At 60.5% G+C, this 21,759-nt stretch carries 22 protein-coding genes; 16 read left to right on the top strand and 6 right to left on the bottom strand.

Features of this window, described 5'->3' with window-relative positions; genetic code table 11:
• The 5 genes from NKI01_RS29720 to NKI01_RS29700 form a co-directional block, all read left to right on the top strand.
• The coding region (locus NKI01_RS29720; RefSeq protein WP_352965688.1) for a carbohydrate ABC transporter permease at positions 1 to 568 on the top strand (568 nt) is incomplete at its 5' end.
• On the top strand, positions 565 to 1,455 hold the full coding sequence (locus tag NKI01_RS29715; RefSeq protein ID WP_352919041.1) for a carbohydrate ABC transporter permease: 891 nt from the start codon (positions 565 to 567) through the stop codon (positions 1,453 to 1,455). The genes NKI01_RS29720 and NKI01_RS29715, both read left to right, overlap by 4 nt.
• Before the next feature lie 10 nt (positions 1,456 to 1,465).
• Positions 1,466 to 2,563 (top strand): ABC transporter ATP-binding protein, encoded by a 1,098-nt coding sequence (locus NKI01_RS29710; protein WP_352591046.1) that lies wholly within the window; start codon positions 1,466 to 1,468, stop codon positions 2,561 to 2,563.
• 33 nt (positions 2,564 to 2,596) lie between these two features.
• A complete protein-coding gene (locus NKI01_RS29705) occupies positions 2,597 to 3,760 on the top strand; it encodes a mandelate racemase/muconate lactonizing enzyme family protein (RefSeq protein WP_352919040.1) in 1,164 nt (387 codons plus the stop codon).
• 22 nt (positions 3,761 to 3,782) lie between these two features.
• A complete protein-coding gene (locus NKI01_RS29700) occupies positions 3,783 to 4,532 on the top strand; it encodes a ribonuclease activity regulator RraA (RefSeq protein ID WP_352919038.1) in 750 nt (249 codons plus the stop codon).
• A 159-nt stretch (positions 4,533 to 4,691) separates the two neighbouring features.
• On the opposite strand, the gene NKI01_RS29695 is transcribed toward NKI01_RS29700, so the two are convergent.
• Positions 4,692 to 5,831 (bottom strand): mandelate racemase/muconate lactonizing enzyme family protein, encoded by a 1,140-nt coding sequence (locus tag NKI01_RS29695; protein WP_352965684.1) that lies wholly within the window; start codon positions 5,829 to 5,831, stop codon positions 4,692 to 4,694.
• Positions 5,832 to 5,966: 135 nt separating this feature from the next.
• Here NKI01_RS29695 and NKI01_RS29690 point away from each other — a divergent pair, with 135 nt between their 5' ends.
• The 5 genes from NKI01_RS29690 to NKI01_RS29670 all read left to right on the top strand — a co-directional run bounded on the left by NKI01_RS29690 (position 5,967) and on the right by NKI01_RS29670 (position 10,877).
• Positions 5,967 to 6,602, top strand: coding sequence for a GntR family transcriptional regulator (locus NKI01_RS29690; protein WP_502899493.1), 636 nt, complete (start codon positions 5,967 to 5,969; stop codon positions 6,600 to 6,602).
• Positions 6,603 to 6,717: 115 nt separating this feature from the next.
• Positions 6,718 to 7,956, top strand: coding sequence for an ABC transporter substrate-binding protein (locus NKI01_RS29685; RefSeq protein ID WP_352919032.1), 1,239 nt, complete (start codon positions 6,718 to 6,720; stop codon positions 7,954 to 7,956).
• A 129-nt stretch (positions 7,957 to 8,085) separates the two neighbouring features.
• Positions 8,086 to 8,949: a carbohydrate ABC transporter permease gene (locus tag NKI01_RS29680; RefSeq protein ID WP_352919030.1), complete on the top strand. Its 864-nt coding sequence runs from the start codon at positions 8,086 to 8,088 to the stop codon at positions 8,947 to 8,949.
• Positions 8,942 to 9,787, top strand: a complete 846-nt coding sequence (locus NKI01_RS29675; protein ID WP_352643938.1) for a carbohydrate ABC transporter permease — start codon at positions 8,942 to 8,944, stop codon at positions 9,785 to 9,787. Before NKI01_RS29680 ends, NKI01_RS29675 begins: the two co-directional genes overlap by 8 nt.
• A 10-nt stretch (positions 9,788 to 9,797) precedes the next feature.
• Positions 9,798 to 10,877: an ABC transporter ATP-binding protein gene (locus tag NKI01_RS29670; protein WP_352643937.1), complete on the top strand. Its 1,080-nt coding sequence runs from the start codon at positions 9,798 to 9,800 to the stop codon at positions 10,875 to 10,877.
• A 130-nt stretch (positions 10,878 to 11,007) separates the two neighbouring features.
• Here the strand turns inward: NKI01_RS29670 and NKI01_RS29665 are convergent, their stop codons facing one another.
• Positions 11,008 to 11,346, bottom strand: coding sequence for a hypothetical protein (locus NKI01_RS29665; protein WP_352965680.1), 339 nt, complete (start codon positions 11,344 to 11,346; stop codon positions 11,008 to 11,010).
• 143 nt (positions 11,347 to 11,489) lie between these two features.
• Here NKI01_RS29665 and NKI01_RS29660 point away from each other — a divergent pair, with 143 nt between their 5' ends.
• A complete protein-coding gene (locus NKI01_RS29660; protein ID WP_352643935.1) occupies positions 11,490 to 12,152 on the top strand; it encodes a winged helix-turn-helix transcriptional regulator in 663 nt (220 codons plus the stop codon).
• Positions 12,153 to 12,248: 96 nt separating this feature from the next.
• On the opposite strand, the gene NKI01_RS29655 is transcribed toward NKI01_RS29660, so the two are convergent.
• The 3 genes from NKI01_RS29655 to NKI01_RS29645 are packed head-to-tail and all read right to left on the bottom strand — an operon-like array spanning position 12,249 to position 15,807.
• Positions 12,249 to 13,070, bottom strand: a complete 822-nt coding sequence (locus tag NKI01_RS29655; protein WP_352643923.1) for an alpha/beta hydrolase — start codon at positions 13,068 to 13,070, stop codon at positions 12,249 to 12,251.
• Between the two features lie 8 nt (positions 13,071 to 13,078).
• Positions 13,079 to 14,566 (bottom strand): NAD-dependent succinate-semialdehyde dehydrogenase, encoded by a 1,488-nt coding sequence (locus tag NKI01_RS29650; RefSeq protein WP_352919025.1) that lies wholly within the window; start codon positions 14,564 to 14,566, stop codon positions 13,079 to 13,081.
• A 17-nt stretch (positions 14,567 to 14,583) separates the two neighbouring features.
• Complete coding sequence (locus NKI01_RS29645) at positions 14,584 to 15,807, bottom strand: iron-containing alcohol dehydrogenase (RefSeq protein WP_352965678.1); 1,224 nt, start codon at positions 15,805 to 15,807, stop codon at positions 14,584 to 14,586.
• Between the two features lie 338 nt (positions 15,808 to 16,145).
• On the opposite strand from NKI01_RS29645, the gene NKI01_RS29640 reads away from it, so the two are divergent.
• On the top strand, positions 16,146 to 16,838 hold the full coding sequence (locus NKI01_RS29640; RefSeq protein ID WP_352484920.1) for a GntR family transcriptional regulator: 693 nt from the start codon (positions 16,146 to 16,148) through the stop codon (positions 16,836 to 16,838).
• A gap of 127 nt (positions 16,839 to 16,965) precedes the next feature.
• Positions 16,966 to 17,559 carry a DJ-1/PfpI family protein gene (locus NKI01_RS29635; protein ID WP_023718517.1) on the top strand — a complete coding sequence of 198 codons (594 nt, stop codon included), beginning with the start codon at positions 16,966 to 16,968 and terminating at the stop codon, positions 17,557 to 17,559.
• Between the two features lie 129 nt (positions 17,560 to 17,688).
• On the opposite strand, the gene NKI01_RS29630 is transcribed toward NKI01_RS29635, so the two are convergent.
• Entirely contained in the window at positions 17,689 to 18,600 is a 912-nt protein-coding gene (locus NKI01_RS29630) for a GntR family transcriptional regulator (RefSeq protein ID WP_352484916.1), read from the bottom strand.
• 166 nt (positions 18,601 to 18,766) lie between these two features.
• On the opposite strand from NKI01_RS29630, the gene NKI01_RS29625 reads away from it, so the two are divergent.
• The 3 genes from NKI01_RS29625 (at position 18,767) to NKI01_RS29615 (ending at position 21,609) form a co-directional block, all read left to right on the top strand.
• Positions 18,767 to 19,819: an ABC transporter permease gene (locus NKI01_RS29625; RefSeq protein ID WP_352484917.1), complete on the top strand. Its 1,053-nt coding sequence runs from the start codon at positions 18,767 to 18,769 to the stop codon at positions 19,817 to 19,819.
• Entirely contained in the window at positions 19,816 to 20,601 is a 786-nt protein-coding gene (locus tag NKI01_RS29620) for an ATP-binding cassette domain-containing protein (RefSeq protein WP_023718514.1), read from the top strand. Before NKI01_RS29625 ends, NKI01_RS29620 begins: the two co-directional genes overlap by 4 nt.
• Before the next feature lie 93 nt (positions 20,602 to 20,694).
• Complete coding sequence (locus NKI01_RS29615) at positions 20,695 to 21,609, top strand: sugar ABC transporter substrate-binding protein (RefSeq protein WP_156948053.1); 915 nt, start codon at positions 20,695 to 20,697, stop codon at positions 21,607 to 21,609.
• Positions 21,610 to 21,759 lie beyond the last annotated feature (150 nt).

The following is a 21,759-nucleotide window of genomic DNA, read 5'->3' as shown; positions in this document are numbered from 1 at the left end:
AATCCCTTTGGTAAGCCGCGCCGGCCCCGCCTCAAATATATGCATGGGGTTCTCCCTTTCGGCGTTGGCGATCACGGGCGGGGGGGGGGTCGGCCTTGGATTGGCCGACCAGCCGCCGAATTTCATCGACAATGTCAGCACGGTGCTGCCCTCCCTGATCGTCGTCAATATCTGGCGCGAGTTTCCGTTTGCCATGATCATGATGATGGCCGGCCTGCAGACAGTCCCCGACCAATTGCTGCGCGCCGCAAAAGTCGACGGTGCCAATGCATGGCAGCGCTTCTGGCACGTCACCTTCCCGCACTTGCGCAACGTCTCGGTGGTGACGATGCTGCTGCTCGCGGTGGCCAACTTCAATTCCTTCATCATCCCCTGGATCATGACCGGCGGTGGGCCGTCGAATGCATCGCACATCTGGATAACCCACATTTATGAGCTCGCCTTCGGACGGCAGCGCTGGGGCGTGGCATCGGCCTATTCGGTGCTCCTGTTCCTCACGCTGATGACGCTGGGCTACTTCTACGTCCGTGCGTTAAGCGGCAACGAGCGGAAAGAGGGGAGCGCATGAGCACGATTGCCGAGCCAGCCCCTCGAGCCCAGACCCGTCGCCGCATACGCGTCGACGGATGGCGGTGGGCCGGGCGCATCTTCCTCGTGTTCATGCTGCTTTATACTGCGTTGCCGATGATCTGGATGCTGATCACCTCGATCAAGTCCGGATTCGCGGCTACGCAATTCCCGCCGCAATGGTGGCCGGACGAGCCTACCCTCGCCAGCTACCAGAAACTGCTCGATCCGCAGAACAGTGTCGGCCAGGACTTCCTCCGCTTCTTCTGGAACAGCCTTTTCGTGTCGACCGTCACGACAATCCTTTCGGTGATCGTGGCTGTCCCTGCGGCCTACGCGTTTTCGCGCTTCAGTTTCCCCGGCCGGAATTTCCTGTTCTTTGCCGTGCTGCTGCGCAACATGTTCCCGGCGGTGATCTTTCTCGTGCCACTCTTCATCCTGATGCGCGCGATCGGTCTGATAAACACGCATGGCTCGCTGATCCTCACCTATCTCACCTTCGGCCTGCCGCTGGCGATCTGGCTGCTCAAGGGCTTTTACGACAACATCCCGGTGCAGCTTGAGCAGGCGGCGCGCATCGATGGCGCAACACGGTTCCAGGCCTTCATCATGATCGTGATGCCGCTCTCGACGCCGGGGATCATCGCCACCGCAATCTATTCCTTCATCGGCGCCTGGAACGAATACATCTACGCCTACACCTTCCTCTCCAAGAACGAGCAGTTGACCCTGCCGGTCGGCATCCAGCGCTTCTTCTCGGAAAATACGACGGACTTTCCGGGACTGATGGCGGCCAGCTTCATGATGAGCGTGCCCGTCGTGGTGCTGTTCCTGGTTCTGCAACGATACTTTGTACGCGCCCTTACAGAAGGCGCGGTCAAGCACTAGGGAGTTGCCGATGGCCCATGTGGTCCTCCAAGATCTCGTCAAGAGCTATGGCGGCTTCAAAGCTGTCAACCACGTCTCGCTGACGGTCAATGACGGCGAGTTCGTTGCGCTCGTCGGCCCTTCAGGCTGCGGCAAGACAACCACACTTAATCTCGTCGCCGGGCTGACCCCGATCACATCGGGCGACATCATCATCGGGGAGCGGGTGGTCAACGACCTCGACCCCAAGGACCGGGACATCGCAATGGTGTTCCAGAACTACGCGCTCTACCCGCAGAAATCGGTCTACAAGAACCTCGCGTTCCCGCTTCAGATGCGCAAACTCCCCAGGGACGAGATCGACAAGAAGGTCAAGGAAGCGGCGCGGGTGCTCGATATGACGCATCTGCTCGAGCGCAAGCCGCGCGAACTTTCGGGCGGGCAGCAGCAGCGTGTGGCCCTTGGCCGTGCCCTCGTTCGCGACCCTGCGGTGTTCCTCATGGACGAGCCACTGTCTAACCTCGATGCCAAACTGCGCGTGCAGATGCGGTCGGAGATCAAGCGTTTCCACCAGGACCTCAAGGCGACGATCATCTATGTGACGCACGACCAGCTCGAAGCGGTGACCATGGCTGACAAGATGGCGGTGATGAATGGCGGCTACCTGCAGCAATACGATTCACCGGCGCAGGTCTTTGCCCATCCGGTGAACATGTTCGTCGCCAGCTTCATCGGCAGCCCGGCGATGAGCCTTATTCCGCTGGAGGCATCGACGGCAAACGGCAACACGGTGTTGACCGGCGCCGAGGGCTGGCGCCTTGAGCTCTCGCCGCGCAATGCCCAGAAGGTCGCGAGAGCGACGACCAAGAAAGTCGTGCTCGGCGCACGTCACTCGACGATCAAGCTCCACAAGAGCGCGGTCCCCGGTTCCATTCCGGCCAAGGCCTACACGGTGGAACCGACCGGAGACGTCACCTTCGTGCAGGCGTTCCTGTCCGGCGCCATCGTCAACGTCAGCGTGCCGCCGAACATTGCCGTCTCGCCCGACGAGCAGATCTGGCTCGAGTTCGACCAGGAGCGGATGCATCTGTTCGACGGCGAAACTGAAATGGCCCTCAAAGCCAACTGAGATAGGGCCGATGCGTGTGAAACGTGGGCGTGGATGACTGAGAAGCTTAAGATCACCGCGATCAAGCCCTATCCGGTTTGGGTAGGAACGCGCAACCAGATGCTCGTCAAGGTCGAGACCAACCAGGGCATCTTCGGCTGGGGCGAGAGCGGCTTGAGCGGTCGCGAGAGGGCCGTGGCCGGCGCGGTCGAGCACTATCGCGAGTTTCTCATCGGCCGCGACCCGATGCAGATCGGGCGGATCTGGCAGGAGGTTTACCGCAGCCAGTACTTCGAAGGCGGGCGAGTCCTGCAGGCGGCAATTTCCGCCATCGACATCGCCCTTCACGACATCAAGGGCAAGGCACTGGGCGTGCCGGTCTACGAGCTGCTGGGCGGCAAGCAGCGCGACCGCGTCCCCACCTTCGCCTCGACCGGCGACGAGGCCGAGGGCGATGTTGCCATCGAACGGGCCCGCGAACTACGCGCACAGGGGTGGCGGGCGATCCGCTTCTTCCCCTTTGGGCAAAACAGCAAGGACATCTTCGAGCCGCGCGAGTCGATCGGCGCTACTGCGGGTATGCTGAACAAGGCGCGCGAGGCGCTGGGCGACGACGCCGTTCTCGGCATCGACTATCATCATCGGCTGTCGGTGGCAGAGGCGGCGAGCTTCTGCAACAAGCTCGGCCGCGGCGTGCTTGATTTCCTTGAGGAGCCGATACGGGACGAGACGCCGGAGGCCTATGAATCGCTACGCACGATGACCGACATCCCCTTTGCCATCGGCGAGGAATTTGCCAGCAAGTGGCAGTTCCTGCCCTACATCGAGCGCGGCATCCACCAGTTCAACCGGCTCGATGTTTGCAATGTCGGCGGGCTCACCGAGGCGATGAAGGTCGCTGGCTGGAGCGAGGCGCACTATGTGGACCTGATGCCGCACAATCCCCTTGGTCCAGTGTGCACGGCCGCGACCGTGCATCTTGCCGCCGCGGTACCCAACTTCGCGTGGCTCGAGACCAGGGCGCCCGAAACAAAGCTGGGCTTCGACAATTCCGACTTCTTTCCCGTCCAACCACGGCTTGACGGGACCGACTATCCGGTCGGCGATCTGCCGGGGCTCGGCGTCGAGGTCAACGAAGTGGCGGTCCAGGCGCAGAGTTTGCGTTTCTGGGAAGCGCCTCACCTTAAGCGCCGCGATGGTTCTGTTACGAATTGGTAGTTCCATTCATCCGGAGTCCACAATGACGCATACTTCCGACATCACGCGGCCGCCTAAAGACCTGATCGACGCGCTGAGGGAGATTGGCGCCGCGACGGTTGCAGGCACGCTTGGCCACATGGGCTTCCGCAATCCGCACATGGTCGGTCCGGTGGCGCAAAACCACGGGAAGTCGATCGTCGGGCCGGCGTTGACGCTGCAGTTCCTGCCGCAGCGGCCGGACCTCTTCACCGAGGGAGAATATGCCGATCCGGAGACGCAACTGCACCGGCACGTGCTCTATCACGCGCAGGAGGGCGATGTGGTCGTGGTCGACGCGCGCGGCGACATGAGCTCGGGCGTCTTCGGCGATATGATGTCGACGTATTTCAAGGGCAGGGGTGGGGCGGGTATCGTCATCGACGGGTGCATGCGCGACCGGCCCAATGTCGAAAAGCTCGATCTGCCTCTATGGCTGCGCGGCTGGACGCCAAACTATCATGTGCAGACCAGCATCTATCCCAATGCCGTCAACGTTCCGATTGCCTGCGGCGGTGTCACGGTGATCCCCGGCGACATCATCGTCGCCGACGACGACGGGGTGGTGGTGCTTCCCGTCGCAATGGCCCCGAAGGTGATCGAAGAATCACAGAAGCATCACGATTGGGAGGAGTTCTCGCGAGCGAAGCTCATGGAGGGCGGGCCGTTGCAACGCTACTATCCGCTGCATGACGATGCCCGCGGGGAGTACGAGGAGTGGCGCAAAACAAACCGCCTGGAGAACCCGAGTTAGCGCATGGATTACCTCGTGGCGGGCGGCAGAGTTTCTGGCGGCATCGCCACGGTGCTTCCGCAGAGGGCCGACGTCGGCGGCGAAGTGCCGCTTGGAGAAGCCTTCTGGGCGTGAATTGAACCATGTATCGCCAACTCCCAAGCTGGCTCGGTCATTCACTCACTTGCCAGGGAGGCGTGCATTTTCTGGCGCGGTACCCAGTTCCGACCGTATCAGGCGCCTTGGTCTCATCCATTCGCCGCGCGCTTTTTCGGACAGTACCAGTCCATGGCCAAGTCGATCGGGCGCATAGGCGTAGCCGTCCCGGATTTCGATGGGCTGTTCCACCAGATGATCGAAGTTCTGAAACGAATATTCCAGCCATTCGACTTCCGGAAGCGCGACCGCCATGTGCACGCCGATCTCCAGAAAGGTGTTGCCGATGCTGACCGGGATGCCGAACTCGGCGGCCAGCCAACCGATGCGCATAACATCGGTGACTTGACCGTGGACATTCAGGATGTCGGCTGCGTGGGCTTCCAGAAGAAGCCGTTTGCCTTGAAGATCCAGATACTCGCCGCTGTTGATCTGAGTCCATGTCATTGCCTGCCTGAGCATTCTCAATCCTTCGTGGTCGTGACGCAGGATTGGATCCTCGACCCAGAGAAGATCGTGGCCGGCATCGCGGATCGCCACCAATTTCATTAGCGCTTCCTTCGAGGACCACGCCTCGTTCGGGTCGATCATGATTTTCGAGCCTGCCGGCACGCAGGTTTTCAACAGTTCCAGGCGCCGCAGATCGCGATCGAAATCCGGGTGGCCGACCTTGATCTTGAAAGCGGAATAGCCAAGCGACGCCGCGTGGGAAAACAAGGAAACGAAGTCATCATCGTCGAGGTGGAAATCGAGGCCACTGGCGTAGGCTTTCACACGGTTGCGGCGACTGCCGAGCAGCACATGAAGGGGCAGGCCAGCTTCCTTTGCCGCAAGGTCCCAAAGCGCCACCTGGACCGCTTCATGAAAAGGCAGGGAGTACGCCCGCTGATTGCCGCCGCGCGGGCGGTTCACACGATGAACCAGCGCGATCGCCTTGTGTCCTTTCAGGGTCGGCCAAACCTCGTTTTCGAAAACGGTCTCAATCTCAGTCTGGTCGGGCAGGGGATTGAAGAGCGTCTGGATGAAGCCCAGTCCCACCTCACCACTTTTCGAAACGAGTTCCAGCGCGGCGACGTTCACATCGTCGGCTCGAACCTGACTGTCCCCGATTACCCGGTCGCGGGCGAACTGAAATCGGGTTATACGAAAATGCGAAAGGCTCATCACCGGGGCTTTCTGATCGTTTAGTATAAGTTACTGATCTATCAGCTAAGATGTCTCAGTACCGAATCAACGGAGGTGCCGCAAGTGGCGGGCAAAGCAAAAGCCATCTCTCATACCCTAGTGGCGGCCACCCGTATGAGCGATGTTGCCTACGAACGAATTCTGGAACGCTTGTTCGACAGGCGCGTTCCGGTCGGGGCATTCGTTTCGCAGAGCGAACTGTCCGCGATTGTCGACGTGCCCGTCGCTCCGCTTCGTGACGCTCTGCGCAAGCTCGAGGCGGAAGGAATTCTCACCATCCATCCACGCTCCGGAATCCAGTTCATTAAACCTGCCATGGAGCTCACGCGCGCCACCTACCAATTCCGCGCCATCATCGAGCGTTCGGCAATTCGCGTCTTTGCCGAGCAGGGCGATGAAGCCGTCATGAATGCCTTGGAAATGCGGCACTCCCGGCTGGTTCGGCGCATCGAACGGGAGGGTGTGGGAAAGGAGCAACTGGAGGAGATGGATGCGCTGGAGGGAGAGCTGCATGGCGCAATCATCAGCGCACTGCGCAATCCCTTGATCGATAGCACCTATCGGCGCATGCACAATTACCTCCGTCTGTTGCGGCTGGACAGCAAACTCACCTCGCCGATCATGATCCGGACGCTCAAGGAGCACCTCGACATCCTTGAGGCTTGCAGCACCAGGAATGCCGACGCGGCCGAAGGAAAGCTGCAGTCCCATTTCCAGGCGGCCATGCAGCGGAACCTGGGTCTGGTCTGACACATCGTCGTTTGCCATTTGCTCTCCGGCGCGGTTGCACGGCTTGGGAAATGATGTTACCCAACACTTCAACTGATCGATCAGTCTGGTGATCTGATATCTTGGAGGAGGTCGCATGCGGTTGAACAAGAGGCAGTTTCTCGTGGGTTCGGCGGCCCTGGCGATGGCAGGTCACATCGGCGGCGCCCGTGCCGCGAGTGCCATCAGTTACTGGCACCACTTCACCAGTCAGTCGGAAATGGCCAGCTTGCTCAAGATCATCGGATTGTTTCAGGCAGCGAACGCAGATGTGGCGGTGACCCAGGAGAACATCCCGAACTCGGAATATATGGCCAAGGTTTCATCGGCCGTGCTGGCCGGTGGGCGTCCCGATACCGCCATGGTGATCGCCGAGCGCTTCGCCGATCTTACCGCGATGGAGGGATTGATCGATCTTACCGAGCGCGTGAATGGGTGGGAGGGCAAGGCGAACTTTCCCGACAATCGCTGGACCGGGCTTTCCAGCAATGGCGCCATTTATGCGGTTCCCGCCTTCGCCTTCGTTGACTGGATGTACTACCGCGCAGACTATTTCGAGGAAGCTGGACTGGCGGGGCCACCCCGAAATTTCGACGAATTCCTTCAGGCATCCCGCAAACTGACCAATCCTTCGAAGGGCAGGTATGGCTTCGGCATGCGCGCCGGCGCCGGCGGTTTCAAATATGTCATCGATGTCATGGAGGCGTTCGGCTCGCCGATCGTCAAGGATGGGCAGCCGGCCATCGACAGGGCCGCGGCGATTGAGGCGATAACGTTCTATTCCGATCTCTTCCTGAAGGAAAAGGTCGTGCCGCCGAGCGCGCCCCACGACAGCTACCGTCAGATCATGGAGGCCTTCCGCACCGGGCAGACTGCGATGGTGTGGCATCATACCGGTTCGCTGAACGAAATCTCGAGTGCAATGAAGCAGGGCGAACAATTCTCGACCGCGCCGATGCCGGCCGGTCCGAAGGCGCATGTCGCTCGCGTCGCGTACGCCGGCAACGGCGTCATGAAGGAAGACAATATCGAGGCTGCCTGGCGGTGGGTGAGTTTCTGGGGCCAAACGGACGCTGCCCTGGCCCTGCTCGAGGGGACCGGCTATTTTCCGGCCTCCGCCGCTGCGCTGCAGGATCAGCGGATCACCGGCAATCCGATCTATAATGCGGCGACGGAAACGCTCAAGTTCGGACGCCTGCCGAACAATTTCGTCGGCGCCGCAGGCTGGTCCGAAAATGTCGTCAATCCCGCTTTCCAGTCGGTGCTGACGGGTCAGTCGACGCCGGAAAAGGCAGTGGACCGCATGATCCAGGGCCTGGAGGCGGCGCTCCGCTGATCCCCGGACGTGCAGCCGTGCTCAGAACGCAACGGGACGGTGCTTTCGCATCGCAGATTCATGATAATAGGCTCGAGCAGATATCTGCCTATGCGGGCTCTCGGCGAACTGTCCGAGACCCGATACTGGATGTATTTGCTGCTCCTTCCCAGCTTCGCCCTTATCCTGCTCGTGATCGCCTATCCGACGCTTTACGGCATGGCAATCAGCTTTCGCGAGATGCGTCTGACGCGTCCCGGGTTGGATGGCTGGGTCGGCTTCAAACATTATCTAGCGATGTGGTCAGACCCGGTCTTCTGGATCGCATTGAAGAACACCGTCGTGTGGGTTGCTGCCGCGGTCGTGCTGGAACTATCGCTTGGTCTTCTCGCCGCGACAGCTCTCAACAGGGATTTGCCGGGCACGAAAATCTTCGCCGTGCTCATCCTGCTTCCCTACTTCCTACCCAATGTCGTAGCGGGTCATATGTGGGCCTTGCTGCTCGATCCGCGGCTCGGAGTCATCAACGACCTTCTTGTCCGGCTAGGCGTCCTGCAGGCCTACAAGGCATGGTTTGCTGATCCCAATACTGCGCTTGCGGCGACCATTCTCGTCGAGGCCTGGCATGGGTTTCCATTCTTCGCGCTGCTACTGCTCGCGGGCCTGAAGGGTATTCCCGAGGATCTCTACAGGGCAGCGGCGGTCGACGGCGCAGGCCTGGCGGCACAACTCAGGCTGATCACCTTGCCCATGCTCAAGACCGTCATCGCGGCGGCAGTGATCCTGCGCGTCATCGGTCTGGTCAATTCGCCCGATCTGCTCCTCATTCTCACCGGTGGCGGACCGGGAGATGCCACGCAAGTGCTGTCGTTGTATGCCTTTCAGACCGCCTACAAGGAATTCAATTTCGGCTACGCATCCGCCCTGTCGGTGGTGATGTTCGTGACCCTGATGATCTTCGCGGCCGGGTATATCCGCATCTCCAGGATTACCAAAGGACAGGGCGATGATTGAAAGCAAGCGTCACCGGCGGATGATCGCGAACATCGCCACCTACATCGCGCTCGCAAGCCTGACGGTGTTCTGCATCGGTCCGATGATCTGGATGTTCCTGACATCCCTCAAATATGAGGCCGACATTGTCACCCAGACGATGCAGTACCTCCCGAGCCGCGTTACCTTCGACAATTATGTCGCCATCTGGACGCAGTCAGGTTTCCCACGGCTTATAGGCAACAGCCTCGTCGTTACCTTGCTGACGGTGACGATCTGCGTCGTCACGGGCACGCTTGCTGCCTATGCATTTTCTCGCTTCGCGTTTCGAGGCCGAGATCAGCTCATGCTCGGCTATCTTGTCGTTCGCATGTTTCCCGCGGTCATGATGATCATTCCCCTTTATGTTGTTATGCGCGGTGTGGGGCTCGTCGACAGCCGTTTCGGCCTAGCGCTTGCCTATACGAGTTTCCTGCTACCGCTGTTCGTGTGGATGCTCAAGGGGTTCTTCGATTCCGCACCTAAGGAACTCGAGAGCGCGGCTCGCATCGACGGCTCGACAAGGCTTGGCGCCATGGTCCGTATCGTCATGCCCCTTGCGCGGAACGGCCTGGTCGCAAGTTCGGTGTTCATTGCCATCGCGGCCTGGAATGAGTTCCTGTTCGCCCTGATGCTCACGACCGGGCAGGGGTCTCGCACCTGGCCCGTGGGCCTGCAACTGATGGTCGGAGAGTTCCAGCTCCCTTGGGGCGTTCTGGCGGCAGGCGGCATTCTCAGCATCATCCCGGTCATCGTGCTCTTCGCGATTGTCCAGCGAACCATGGTTCAGGGGCTGACCGCAGGCGCCATCAAAGGCTAGGAGTACTCGCGTGGCGACACTTTCCATCAGGGACGTGCGCAAGTCTTATGGCTCGGTACAGGTTCTTCACGGGGTCGATATCGAGCTTGAGGACGGAGGCTTTCTGGTCCTGCTCGGGCCGTCCGGATGCGGCAAGTCGACCTTGCTCAATATGATTGCCGGCCTCGACGACACGTCCGGCGGTGACATCCTGATCGGTGGACGCTCGGTCCTCGACCTTGCGCCCAAGGACCGCAATATCGCGATGGTGTTCCAATCCTACGCGCTTTATCCCACCATGTCGGTCGCGAGGAATATCGGCTTCGGATTGGAAATGCGTGGCGTGGGCGCCGACCAGCGCACGCGTGCCGTGGAAGATGCCGCGCGAATGTTGCAAATCTCCCATCTGCTCGATCGACGCCCCGCCAACCTTTCGGGCGGACAACGACAACGTGTTGCGATGGGCCGCGCGATCGTGCGTGACCCGGAGCTGTTCCTCTTCGACGAGCCATTATCCAATCTTGATGCCAAGCTTCGCGTGGAAATGCGCACGGAGATCAAGCGCCTGCACGAGCGTCTCGGCACGACCATCGTCTATGTCACGCACGATCAGATCGAGGCGATGACGCTGGGCACCAAGGTGGCCGTCATGAAAAGCGGCTACATCCAGCAATTGGGCGATCCGCGCACCATCTATGAACGGCCCGCCAATATGTTCGTGGCAAGTTTCATCGGATCTCCGGCAATGAACTTCCTTGCCGGACGACTGGTCCCGGATTCGGAAGGTGTCCGGTTTCAAGCGAGCGGAGTATCGATCGTGTTGCCGACGCGGAACCGGCAGGTGGACTCTGAGCGACCGGTGGTGCTGGGTATACGGCCTGAAGAGCTGAGAACCGTTGCGCACAATCGAGCTTCGATCATGGGGGAGATCGATGTGGTAGAGCCTACCGGGCCTGAAACCATGGTGACTGTGCAGGTCGGCGAGAACGCGATCATCGCGCGCCTGCCGCCGAGGTTTGCCGGCCGGCGCAAAGAGCCAATATGTCTTGCCGTGGATCCAGCGAGCGTCAACCTGTTCGATCCGGATAGCGGACAGCGCATCGACATTTAGGGCGTGGATACAGCAGCTGGACGCAGTTGCGCACGGTTCCGCGATTTCGCCCCGAACTTATCCGGAGCGGATGCGGACCGCTAGCGGTCAACCTGCAATGAGTGATCGGCATCTCGGCAGGTTAGTTAGTCTAGTTGTAGGCGTTTTTCTGGTCCTCGACCCGTTGCGCGTTGTCGGCGAGCAAGCCGCCCTCGTGCGCCACAAGCTCGAGTGGATACTCGTGCATGAAAATCATGAAGTCAGGCAGCTTGTAGGCATCCGCGACGGCGGCATTGATCCTCTTCAGCATCCTGCGCTTGGCATCGCCGGCGGCGCCCTGCGGACCATGGATGACGAACACGGGCCTGAACGGTTCGGCGGGCACGACGCCATTCTGGCTGACCATGTCCGGTGACCACTCGCGCAGGAAAACCCGATGATCGTCGGGGAAAGGATAGGCCTCGTTCAGGGCTTCATACAGCCCTTTCATCAGATGTCGCTTCCGCTCAGAGTCGATTCCGGCGGGGACGTCGAGATAGGCGATAGGCATAACTTCCTCCTAAATTTAAATTTATAACTTTAAAATCATATAGCGCATAGACAAGAAAGGCAAGGGTGCGCTAGAACTTTTTTATGGCAAAGCGAAGCTACAATCAGTACTGCGCAATTGCGCGTGCGCTCGACGTGATCGGGGAACGCTGGACGCTGCTACTGGTGCGAGAACTGCTGCTCGGACCAAAGCGTTACGGCGATCTGCTGGCAGCGAGCCCCGGCATCGGCACCAACCTGCTGGCCGACCGGCTCAAGGAGATGGAGAGCCAAGGCCTTATCGAACGGGTGACACTTCCTCCTCCCGCAGGCTCGACCGTGTACCGGCTGACCGGATCCGGGGCGGAGCTTGAACCCATCGTGTGCGCCATCGGCCGCTGGGGTGGGCGATTCATGGATAAGCGGGGACCGGGGCAGCAGCTGTCGCTTGGTGCTTATTTCGTGGCCATCCGGGAGTGGTTTCGGCCGGAGCGGGCAACGGGATTGCGCGAGGCCTACGAATTCCGCGTGGATGGACGGGTGTTCGAAGTCCGGGTGGACGAGGGAACCTGCGCGACTAGCGAGGGCAGCGCGAGCGGTGCGGTTGCTGTGTTTGGGATGAGCCTGGAGACGCTCGACCAGCTTTTCCGCGGCGAGGTTGCTGCCGACCGGGCCATCGCGGACGGGCGCGTGAAGGTCGATGGCGACCGGGAAGCGTTGGCCAGGTTCCAGGCGGTGTTCCAGTCTCCCGCTGCATCAGCGGTATGAGCGCACTGAGTAGCTGCCAACTGCCAACCGGAATTGGCCCCTGAACCATTCACCAGGATCCCCAAAAGGCTGCGGAGCCGGCTGGTGGGCACTAGACTAGCGGGCCTTGGCGATCAGTTCTGCCAGGCAATCGGCAGCCTCAGTCCCCGGCACGCCGAGATCTCTGACACTGTCCATGTGGTTGCGGTTCGGGAGCACATGCGACGTTACCAACGATCCCTGCCGCAGCAAGCTTGCTTTGAATCGATCGGCTTGCTGATGGAAGGGTGGCGTCTCATTGGCTCCGACCAGAACCGCCGCCCTGGTTTGAGGATCATGCCGACAGGCGAGCGGCGTAAACATGGCGACTTCCCCGTCGGTTATTCCAATCTCGTCGGCGAGAAAGGAATCCTGGAGCGGTTTCAAATCGTAGAGCCCGCTCAGCAGAAGGGCTGCCCTCACATTCGAGGGGGTATGCTTGCCGTCGAACAGAAACGTTGCAAGATGGGCTCCTGCCGAATGACCACTGACAGTCAGGGCCGCCGGGTTTCCGCCATGATCGGCGATGTTGGCGAGCACCCACTGCTTGGCGCGGCGCACCTGGTCGACGATCGTCGCCATTCTGACCTTGGGCATCAGAGCATAATCAAGGATGACGGCAATGCCCCCGGCCTGGCTAATCGTCGTCGCGACATATGAATAGTCGCGCTTGGAGAACATTCTCCAGTAGCCGCCATGGACAAAGATGTGCACCGGCAGCGCCGTTCTTTTCCCCGCGGGAAAGAACAGATCCATGGTTTCGGTCGGATCCGGTCCGTAGGCCACGTCCGCAGTCATCGCAATGGTGGCGCGGGCGGCCTCGCTGCGGTCAACAAAGTCCTGCACGATTTCGTCAAAATCCGCGACGTGGTCGCGAATGCGAAAGGGATCGCCTTGCATTCTTTTGCTCACATGCTGATGGCGAGGTATTTCGCCTCCATGAACTCGGCAATGCCGTGATGCTGCCCTCCCTCGCGGCCGAGCCCGCTCTGCTTGACGCCGCCGAAGGGGGCCGCCGGATCGGACATCAGCCCCCGGTTGACAGCGATCATCCCGGCCTCGATCCGGGAGGCCACCCGCATGCCGCGCGCCAGATCGCGCGTGTAGATGTAGGCAGCAAGCCCATATTCGGTGTCATTGGCGCGTGCGATGACCTCAGCCTCGGTGTCGAAGCTCGAGATCGGCGCCACAGGCCCGAATATCTCCTCATGCGCCATCTTTGCGTCACCTGGCACGTCGCGAAGCACTGTAGGAGGGTAGAAGAAACCAGTTCCGGACAGGACTGAGCCGCCGCACATGACCCGCGCGCCGCGTGCGACTGCGTCGATGACAAGGCGATCTATTTTCTCGACCGCCTTTTTCGTGATCATGGGTCCGCATTCCGTGTCCGGGTCGGTGCCAGGGCCGACCTTGAGCGACGACATCCGCTTCTCGAGGCCATCCGAGAAGGCTTCGTAAATGCCAGATTGCACGTAGAGGCGGTTGGCGGCCGTACAGGCCTCACCGGCGTTACGCATCTTGGCCACCATTGCGCCATCGAGCGCCGCTTCGAGATCGGCGTCGTCGAACACAATGAACGGTGCGTTGCCGCCGAGTTCCATCGAACACGAAACCACATGCCTGGCAGCCTCTGCCAGCAGAGCGCGACCCACACCCGTCGAACCGGTGAAGGAGAGCTTGCGCACTCGCGGGTCGGCCAGCATGGCGGCTGTCAAAGGGCCGGGACTGGAGGTCGTCAGGACGTTGACCACCCCCGGTGGCACGCCTGCGTCCTGATAGAGCGCGGCCAGTGCGTAGGCGGTAAGCGGCGTCTCGCTGGCCGGCTTCAAGATCACCGTGCATCCAGCGGCAAGTGCCGGCGCTATCTTGCGCGTCGCCATCGCGGCAGGAAAATTCCAAGGCGTGATCAGGACGCAGATACCGATCGGTTCGTAGTCGACCACGATGCGATTGGTGCCGGAAGGCGCAATACCGAATTCGCCAGTAATGCGAACGGCCTCCTCGGCATTCCAGCGGAAAAATTCCGCGGCATAAGCGATCTCGCCGCGGGCATCCCGTAGAGCCTTGCCGTTCTCCAATGCGATGAGAGTCGCGAGCGCCTCTGATCGTTCCGTCATCAGTTCAAAGCAGCGTCTGAGGATCTCGGAACGCTTTCGCGGCGACGTTGTCCGCCAGCCGTGGGCTGCCTTGGCAGCGGCGTCAACGGCAGCGGCCGCGTCGTTCACGGTCGCATCGGGCACAGCGGCGATGACAGCCTCGGTCGAAGGATCGACGACCGGAATCACCCTGCCATCCGCGGACTGGCGCCATTGGCCGCCAATATACAGCCCGTGCGAGATTGTGTGGAAGTCGCTGATGCCCTGATCATCCGACAGAACCTGTGAAAACGTGTTCATCTCGATATTCCCGATTGTTACATGGTGCTGGCGAGGTCGCCATCAAAGGCGGCCTGGACCAGGCGTCGCATGGACCCCAAATCGAATGGACGCGGATTGTTCTTGATGAGGCGCTCGATACCAATCGCTTGTTCCGCCGTCCAATCGAGCTTATCGGCGGGCAGCCCCAGTTCGGCCAACGAGGGGGTGATCCCGATTGCCCCAAACAGCCGACTGACCTCGCCAATGGTCGCGTCGGCCAACTCTTCGGGCGTACAGCCCTTTGCATCGAGGCAGAGCGCGTCGGCGATCTCGGCCATCTCGGTCGCTGCGGCTGTTTTGTTGTACTTCATGACGTATGGCAGCATGGTGGCGACACCCAGTCCGTGAGGGGTGTGGGTTATCGCGCCAACCGGGTATTGCACGGCGTGCGCTGCCGCTGTGCCGGCCGTTCCGAACGCACAGCCGGCGGCCAGTGCACCCATCATCACGTCGGCCCGGGCGTCCTCGTCAGAGGGCTGGCGGTATGCCGTTTCAAGGCTTCGGCCAAGCAGCTTGATCGCCAGCAGGGCGAAATGATCGGTCAAAGCGGTTTTGCCGATAAAGACATGTTTCTGCGGAAGGCCGGGATCGGTCCCCCGCCTGACGGCGGTGAAGGCCTCGATTGCATGCGTCAGCGCATCGGCGCCTGCGATCGCCGTCAATGCCGGCGGGCATGTCATCGTCAGTTCAGGATCGCAGATGGCCGCGGCCGCGATCAGATATGGGCTGGAGATGCCGACCTTCAGGGTGCGATCCGGATCGGAGATTACGGCGACCGGGGTCACTTCAGAGCCCGTGCCGGCTGTCGTCGGCACCGCGATCAGCGGCAGCGTCGGGCCGGGCACCTTGAACTCGCCGTAGTAATCCTGGAGCTGACCGCCGTGAGTGATGAGCAACGCGGCGCATTTGGCCATATCGAGACAACTGCCGCCGCCAATGCCGATCACCATGTCGGGCGCGAACCTCCGTGCTTCCTCGACGCAGACGGCAACGGTGTCCCGGGGAACGTCGGGTAGCACGCGGTCATGCACCAGTACGTCTATCGAGCTGGCTCGCAGCGCCGCGACGATCTCTCCAAACGGGCCCGTTGCGGCAAAACGTTCATCGGTGCAGACGAGCACGCGACGCCCGAGCCTGGCCGCGACAACCGGAATGACGTGGCGTTGGCCCTTCCCGAAGAGGATTTCGCGCGGCAGCCTTATGGCAGCGAAAAGGCTCATTATCTGCATCCTGTGATGATGTCTGGATTGGAATGCGAAAGGCCGTTCAACTCGGCCCAAAGGCTGGGTTTGACGTCAAACCCCACTTGCAGCACGCTTGCGTTCCGACGCGTTGAACCATCGCCCGGAGCGCTGACGGTCCGTTCAGGCTCGGACGGTGAGGAAGCCCGGCCCGCGGAGTCGGCCCGCTGCTCCAGCAGGGCCACCGCAAGTACGATTGCTTTGTCTTGAAACAGCCTCAAATTATATCCTCTATAAAATCGTATAGGATATAGGATTGCATTGGCCGAAGCATCGTGTTAGCAACTCAATGTGTCAAGGGGCAAAAAATGCAGGCCATGAACTTACCCAGTCTAGATGAACCGAACCTCGCCGGCGGGCGTATCCAGCGCTCCAGCAGCCTGGTTGAGGACGTCTACGAAGCGATTTTTGCGCAACTCATGTCGCTGAAGATTGCGCCGGGCTCGCGCATCACGGTCGACAGTCTGGTCAAGGAATTCAACGTCTCCCACACGCCGATCCGCGAGGCGCTCGGCCGGCTCGAAGGCGAAGGCCTGGTGCTGAAGACGCATCTGATCGGTTACCGCGCTGCGCCGCAGATCACGAAACGACGGTTTGACGAGCTCTACGAGCTTCGCCTGCTGCTCGAGCCTCATGGCGCGGCCAAGGCAGCCGCGCTCATGGACGAGGTAAAGCTCGCACAGCTTCAGGAATCGGCGGGCGTCATGGCGCGCCGTGAAGGCAAGGACGAGCGTCTGAGGTATTCCAACTTCGCCCGCCAGGATGCCATTTTCCATGACAAGGTCATGGAATTCGCCAACAACGAACTCGTGCGCGAGACGCTGGCGCACCAGCATACCCACTTCCACATATTTCGCCTGATGTTCCATTCGCGCGTCACCGAGGAGGCGCTCGACGAGCATGAGGCCATTCTGGCCGCTTTCGCTGCGGCCGATCCTGCCGCTGCCGAGCAGGCGATGCGTCGCCATATCGAGCATTCCCGCGACCGTTTGTTGCTGGCGTTCGACTGAGACTGTCCCGATGTCTTTGATCACAGGCCAGTGCCAAGGATACTTCCCCGATTCACCCTTCTAGAAAGTCAAACCCACCGGGCGAGTACAGGTCTCGCCCGGCCGTTGTCATAGGAAAGGTACGACCATGCCAGGCAAAAAGATCCTAATGCTGACCGGTGAATTCACCGAGGAATACGAAATCTTCGTCTACCAGCAGGCGATGGAAGCGGTGGGCCACACGGTTCACGTTGTGTGCCCAGACAAAAGCGCCGGAGACCTGATCAAAACATCGCTGCACGATTTCGAGGGCGATCAGACCTACACCGAAAAGCTCGGCCACTATGCGCTGATCAACAAGACCTTTTCCGACGCTGAGAAGCAGCTGGAGCAATACCACGCTGTGTACTGCGCCGGCGGTCGTGGGCCCGAATACATCCGCACCGACAAGCGCGTGCAGGCGATGGTGCGCCACTTCCACGAAACTAAAAAGCCGATTTTCACGATCTGCCACGGCGTGCAGATCCTGATTGCGGTAGACGGCGTCGTGCGTGGCAAGAAGGTCGGCGCACTGGCGGCATGCGAGCCCGAAGTGACGCTTGCGGGCGGCACCTATATCGACCTGTCTCCAACGGAGGCATATGTCGACGGCACGATGGTTTCAGCCAAGGGCTGGACGGCGCTTGCAGCGTTTATCCGCGAGTGCCTGAACGTGCTTGGGACAGAAATCCGCCACGCGTAGACCTTCTTCCGACGCGTCTCAAAGGGGTGCGTCGGTTCCCTTTCTGGAAGGGCATTGTCACCGCAATTCGGCTTCGGATCATAAACGCCCGCATCGCGCTGTTTGCCCCCCAGGTTCAAAGCTCTTTCGTTATGCATTGATGCTCGTTTCATCAAATCCCGTAAGCGAACGCATCAGTGTTTCCCTTGCTGAAGCCAGATGCGCTCGGCAGGCTACCTCAATCCGAGTGGCGTTGCGGCTCTCAAGCGCATCGATATAGGCAATGTGTTCGTGGATTGCGGCAAGGTTGCGCTGCTTTTCGTCCTGCTTGTTCCACTGATAGTGGTAGTGAAAAATGAACATGATGATGTCGTAGAAATCATCGATGAAGCGGTTCGGTGATGCCTCGTTTATAAGCCGGTGGAACCGGTTATCCAGGCCGGAGAAGTCGTGAAAGCGGCTCTCAATTCGCTCCAGCAGGTCGGCATGCGCCATCTTGAGCGCGGCGAGTTTCGACCATAGCGGAGAGCTGTTCGGCTGCAGTGAAAACAGTTGTGCCGAACGCAGTTCAAACATCACCCGGATCTCGAAGAGCTCAAGTGCAAAGTCTTCAGTGAAACCCTTGAAAAGCCAGCCTGTATTCGGCCTTTTCTCGATCAGTCCAAACCGGCTGAAGCGGATCAGGAATTCGCGAATTCCATTGGTCGCAACACCGAATTGCCGTGCAAGCTCAAGCTCATTGATGCTGGTTCCGGGCCTGGTGTCACCCCGCAGCATCCACTCCATGAACTGCTGTTCGACATGCTTGGCGCGAGGCGTAGTTTCGGCGTCCGGATAGTAGTCGTTGTCGCCGACCGCGCGGCCCGTCGCTCTGAGGCCGTGGCGTTCGGTGACAAGTTCGCGGTTAACAAGTTCTCGCAGGACCTTTCGGACGGTTGTGCGGCTGACGCACATTCGCCGTCTAAGCTCATTTTCGGAAGGAAGTTCGCCGGCCAATTGTCCGTCGCGCAGCATATTTGCAGCTCGATTGAAGGCCTTCTTGTAGACGGTGTCCGTTCTCATCGGATTTCCTTGGAACAATACCTTGTCCTTTTTAGCATGAACTTTATCCATAAAAAACAACTTGACCCGACTACACCAGTTGTTTTTTATCGATAAGAAGAGGACCTGAACACGAACTGAGTTTTTGACGACGCGGCTCGCACAAGCTGCGGCGGGGAGGGGAAATTTGCCTGAAACGGGAAACACCGGCACGACTGTCGGCGAGGCCGCGTTGCCGGCATCCAGGAAGTCAGAAGCCGTCCCCGGCCTTGCGCTTGGCCTGATGCTGCTGAGCGCTGGTCCGGTCGTCATCCTGGTGCTGCTGGTCGCCGTCCTCAGCTTTCTGTCACCCTATTTCCTGACAGGACGCAATCTCAGCAACATCCTCGCCCAGACGGCCGTCATCTCGGTTGTGGCGATGGGCCAGCATCTGGTCATCCTGACACGCGGCATCGATCTCTCCGTCGGCTCGAACCTTGCGCTGGCTTCCGTCGTTGGCGCGCTGAGCTTTCATGCTGGCGCCCCCGCCATCGTTGTGATCGCGGTGATGGTTGGCTGCGGTGCCGCGGTCGGCGCGATCAACGGGCTCTTCTATGTCTTCGGCCGACTGCCGCATCCTTTCATCATCACGCTGGCAACATTGAGCATCGCCAAGGGGTTGGCGCTGCAACTGGCCGATGGCCGCGCCATCCCTGGCATGCCGGATTCGATCGATGCGCTTGGCCGCGACGCGGTCTGGGGTCTGCCTGGATCGGTTTTCGTTGTTGCCGGCGTTGCCGCGGTGCTTTTCGTCATGGCTAAAACCATGGTCTGGGGGCGCTGGATTTATGCGGTTGGCGGCCGGCCCGACGCTGCGTTGCGCATGGGTATTCCCGTGTCCTGGGTCCTGGTTTCCGTCTATGTCATCTCAGGGCTGTGCGCCGGCATCGGTTCAGTCATCCTTGCCGGCCGCACCGACGCCGGTTCGCCGCTCTTCGGCAATCTGCTGGAACTGGATACGATCGCGGCGGTGATCATTGGCGGCGCCAGCTTTCTTGGTGGTCGCGGCCACCTCGGCCATGCCTTGATCGGCGCCATCATGATCGGCGTTATCCGCAACGCGCTCAACCTGCTCAACGTCAACGTCTTTTTCCAGCTCATCGTCATCGGCGTGGTCATCGTCATAGCGGTCGAGTCCGACGTGCTGCGCAATTACCTCGAAGGGCGTGTGCGTGTCATGCAAGCCGGGAGGCAGTCATGAGCGCTGCTGCGGCCAACGTCGATCATGCGGTCACCGCGGACAATCCCGTGCTGGCGGTACGCGGTGCGACCAAGCGTTTCGGTTCGGTTCTGGCTCTGGACGATGTCAGCATCGAGGTGCGGCGAGGCGAGATCGTCGGCCTGCTCGGCGACAATGGCGCGGGTAAATCGACGCTAACCAAATGCATCAGCGGGGTGCACCAACTCGATGCCGGCGCGATCTTTTTGGATGGTGCGCCAACGCAGATACGCTCCCCTGCGGATGCGCGCTTCGCCGGCATCGAGACCGTCTATCAGGACCTGGCGCTGTTCGACAATCTGACACCGGGACAGAACTTCTTTGCCGGCCGCGAGCTGGCTGGCCCGCAATGGCTTCCGCGCGGCCTGCGATTTCTGCAGCAGCGCCGAATGGACGCCGAGACCCGCGCTCTGTTGGTGAATCTCAAGGTCACGTTGCCGCGGCTGGATGCCGTCGTCGCCATGATGTCGGGTGGACAAAGACAAGCCATTGCCGTGGCCCGCTCGACCGTATTCGCCCGCAAGGTTGTCATTCTGGATGAGCCGACCGCCGCACTCGGCCTGCGTGAATCACGGCAGGTGCTCAATCTGGTTGCTGCGCTCCGCGACCAGGGCAATGCCGTCATCCTGATCACTCACAACATGGAACACGTCGTCGAACTCGCCGATCGCGCGGTGGTGCTTCGCCAGGGCCGCAGGGTCGGCGAACTGGTGCCGACCAAGGACAACAAACAGGAGCTGGTTTCCATGATCGTTGGAGCCTGACCCGTTCGAGATTTGGGGACCGTTCCGGTCCGCAAATGCCTGAAGCGTCTCCCGCAGGGAGGCGTCTCAATCCAAGGGAGGAAAACAATGCCAATGAACCGAAAACTGTTCGCAGGGCTGGCGATCGCCGTTGCGTTTTCTATGCCGGCTTCGGCCGCAGACAAGATCAAGATCGGCCTGATCACGAAATTCCCGGTGCCGTTCTACTCGACCATGGAGGACGCCGCCAAAAAATACGCGGCCGCTCATCCGGAGATCGAACTGGTCACCGGCCAGGGCCAGGCGGCCACCGACATTGAAGGCCAGATCGCTCTGATCGAATCCATGATCACGCAAGGCGTCAAAGGGCTTGCAATCACTCCGGTCGACCCGACGGTCGCGCCGGCGCTCGACAAGGCGGTGGCCGCCGGCATCAAGGTGGTTCTCGTCGACAACAGCATCCCCAACTGGAAAGGCCAGACGGCGTTGGTATCGACCAATAACCTCAATGGCGGCAAGATCGCCGGAGAATACCTGAAGACGGTGCTCAAGAGCGGTGACAAGATCGGTATTCTGCAAGGCGTTCCCGGGGTGCCGGCTCTGGATGACCGGGTCACGGGCATGATGGAGGGACTGGGTGAGGTAAAGGTCGAGGTCGTCGGCAAAGGTGCAACCAACTGCACGCTGGAACTTGGCACGTCAGTGACCGAAGACATTCTGACGGCCAATCCTGATCTCAAGGCAATCTACGCGGCCTGCGGCCCGCCGATCCCTGGAGCCGTCAAGTCGATCAGCAATGCAGGCATTGCCAACGACAACCTCATAGTGGTCGGCTTTGACGCCTGCTGCGGTGAGATCGAAGCGATCAAGTCAGGGGCGGAGGACGCCAGCGTAGCTCAATTTCCTGCAAAAATGGGCGAGCTTGGCATCGACACCGTCGTCAGGGCCATCCGTGGGGAACCCGTCGAGGCCAATGTGGATACCGGCGCCGGACTGGTGACGCTGCAGAACGTCAAGGACTTCGAGTGATCCACCAGCGGTGGGGGGGGGGGGGGCGCCCGCGCCCCCGCGGGTTGGGGGCGGCACGGGGAGGAACGGGGGGTGTGGGGCGTGGTGGAGACCCAAAAACAGAGTAGCGGGGACGCCGCCCCCCCGCGGGGGTGGGGGGGGTGGGTGTTT

It is taken from the genome of Mesorhizobium sp. M0815, from assembly GCF_040319995.1.
In the GTDB taxonomy this organism is placed as follows: domain Bacteria; phylum Pseudomonadota; class Alphaproteobacteria; order Rhizobiales; family Rhizobiaceae; genus Mesorhizobium.
Note: the sequence above shows the minus strand (reverse complement) of the source record. Positions and strands in the feature narration are given on the sequence as shown.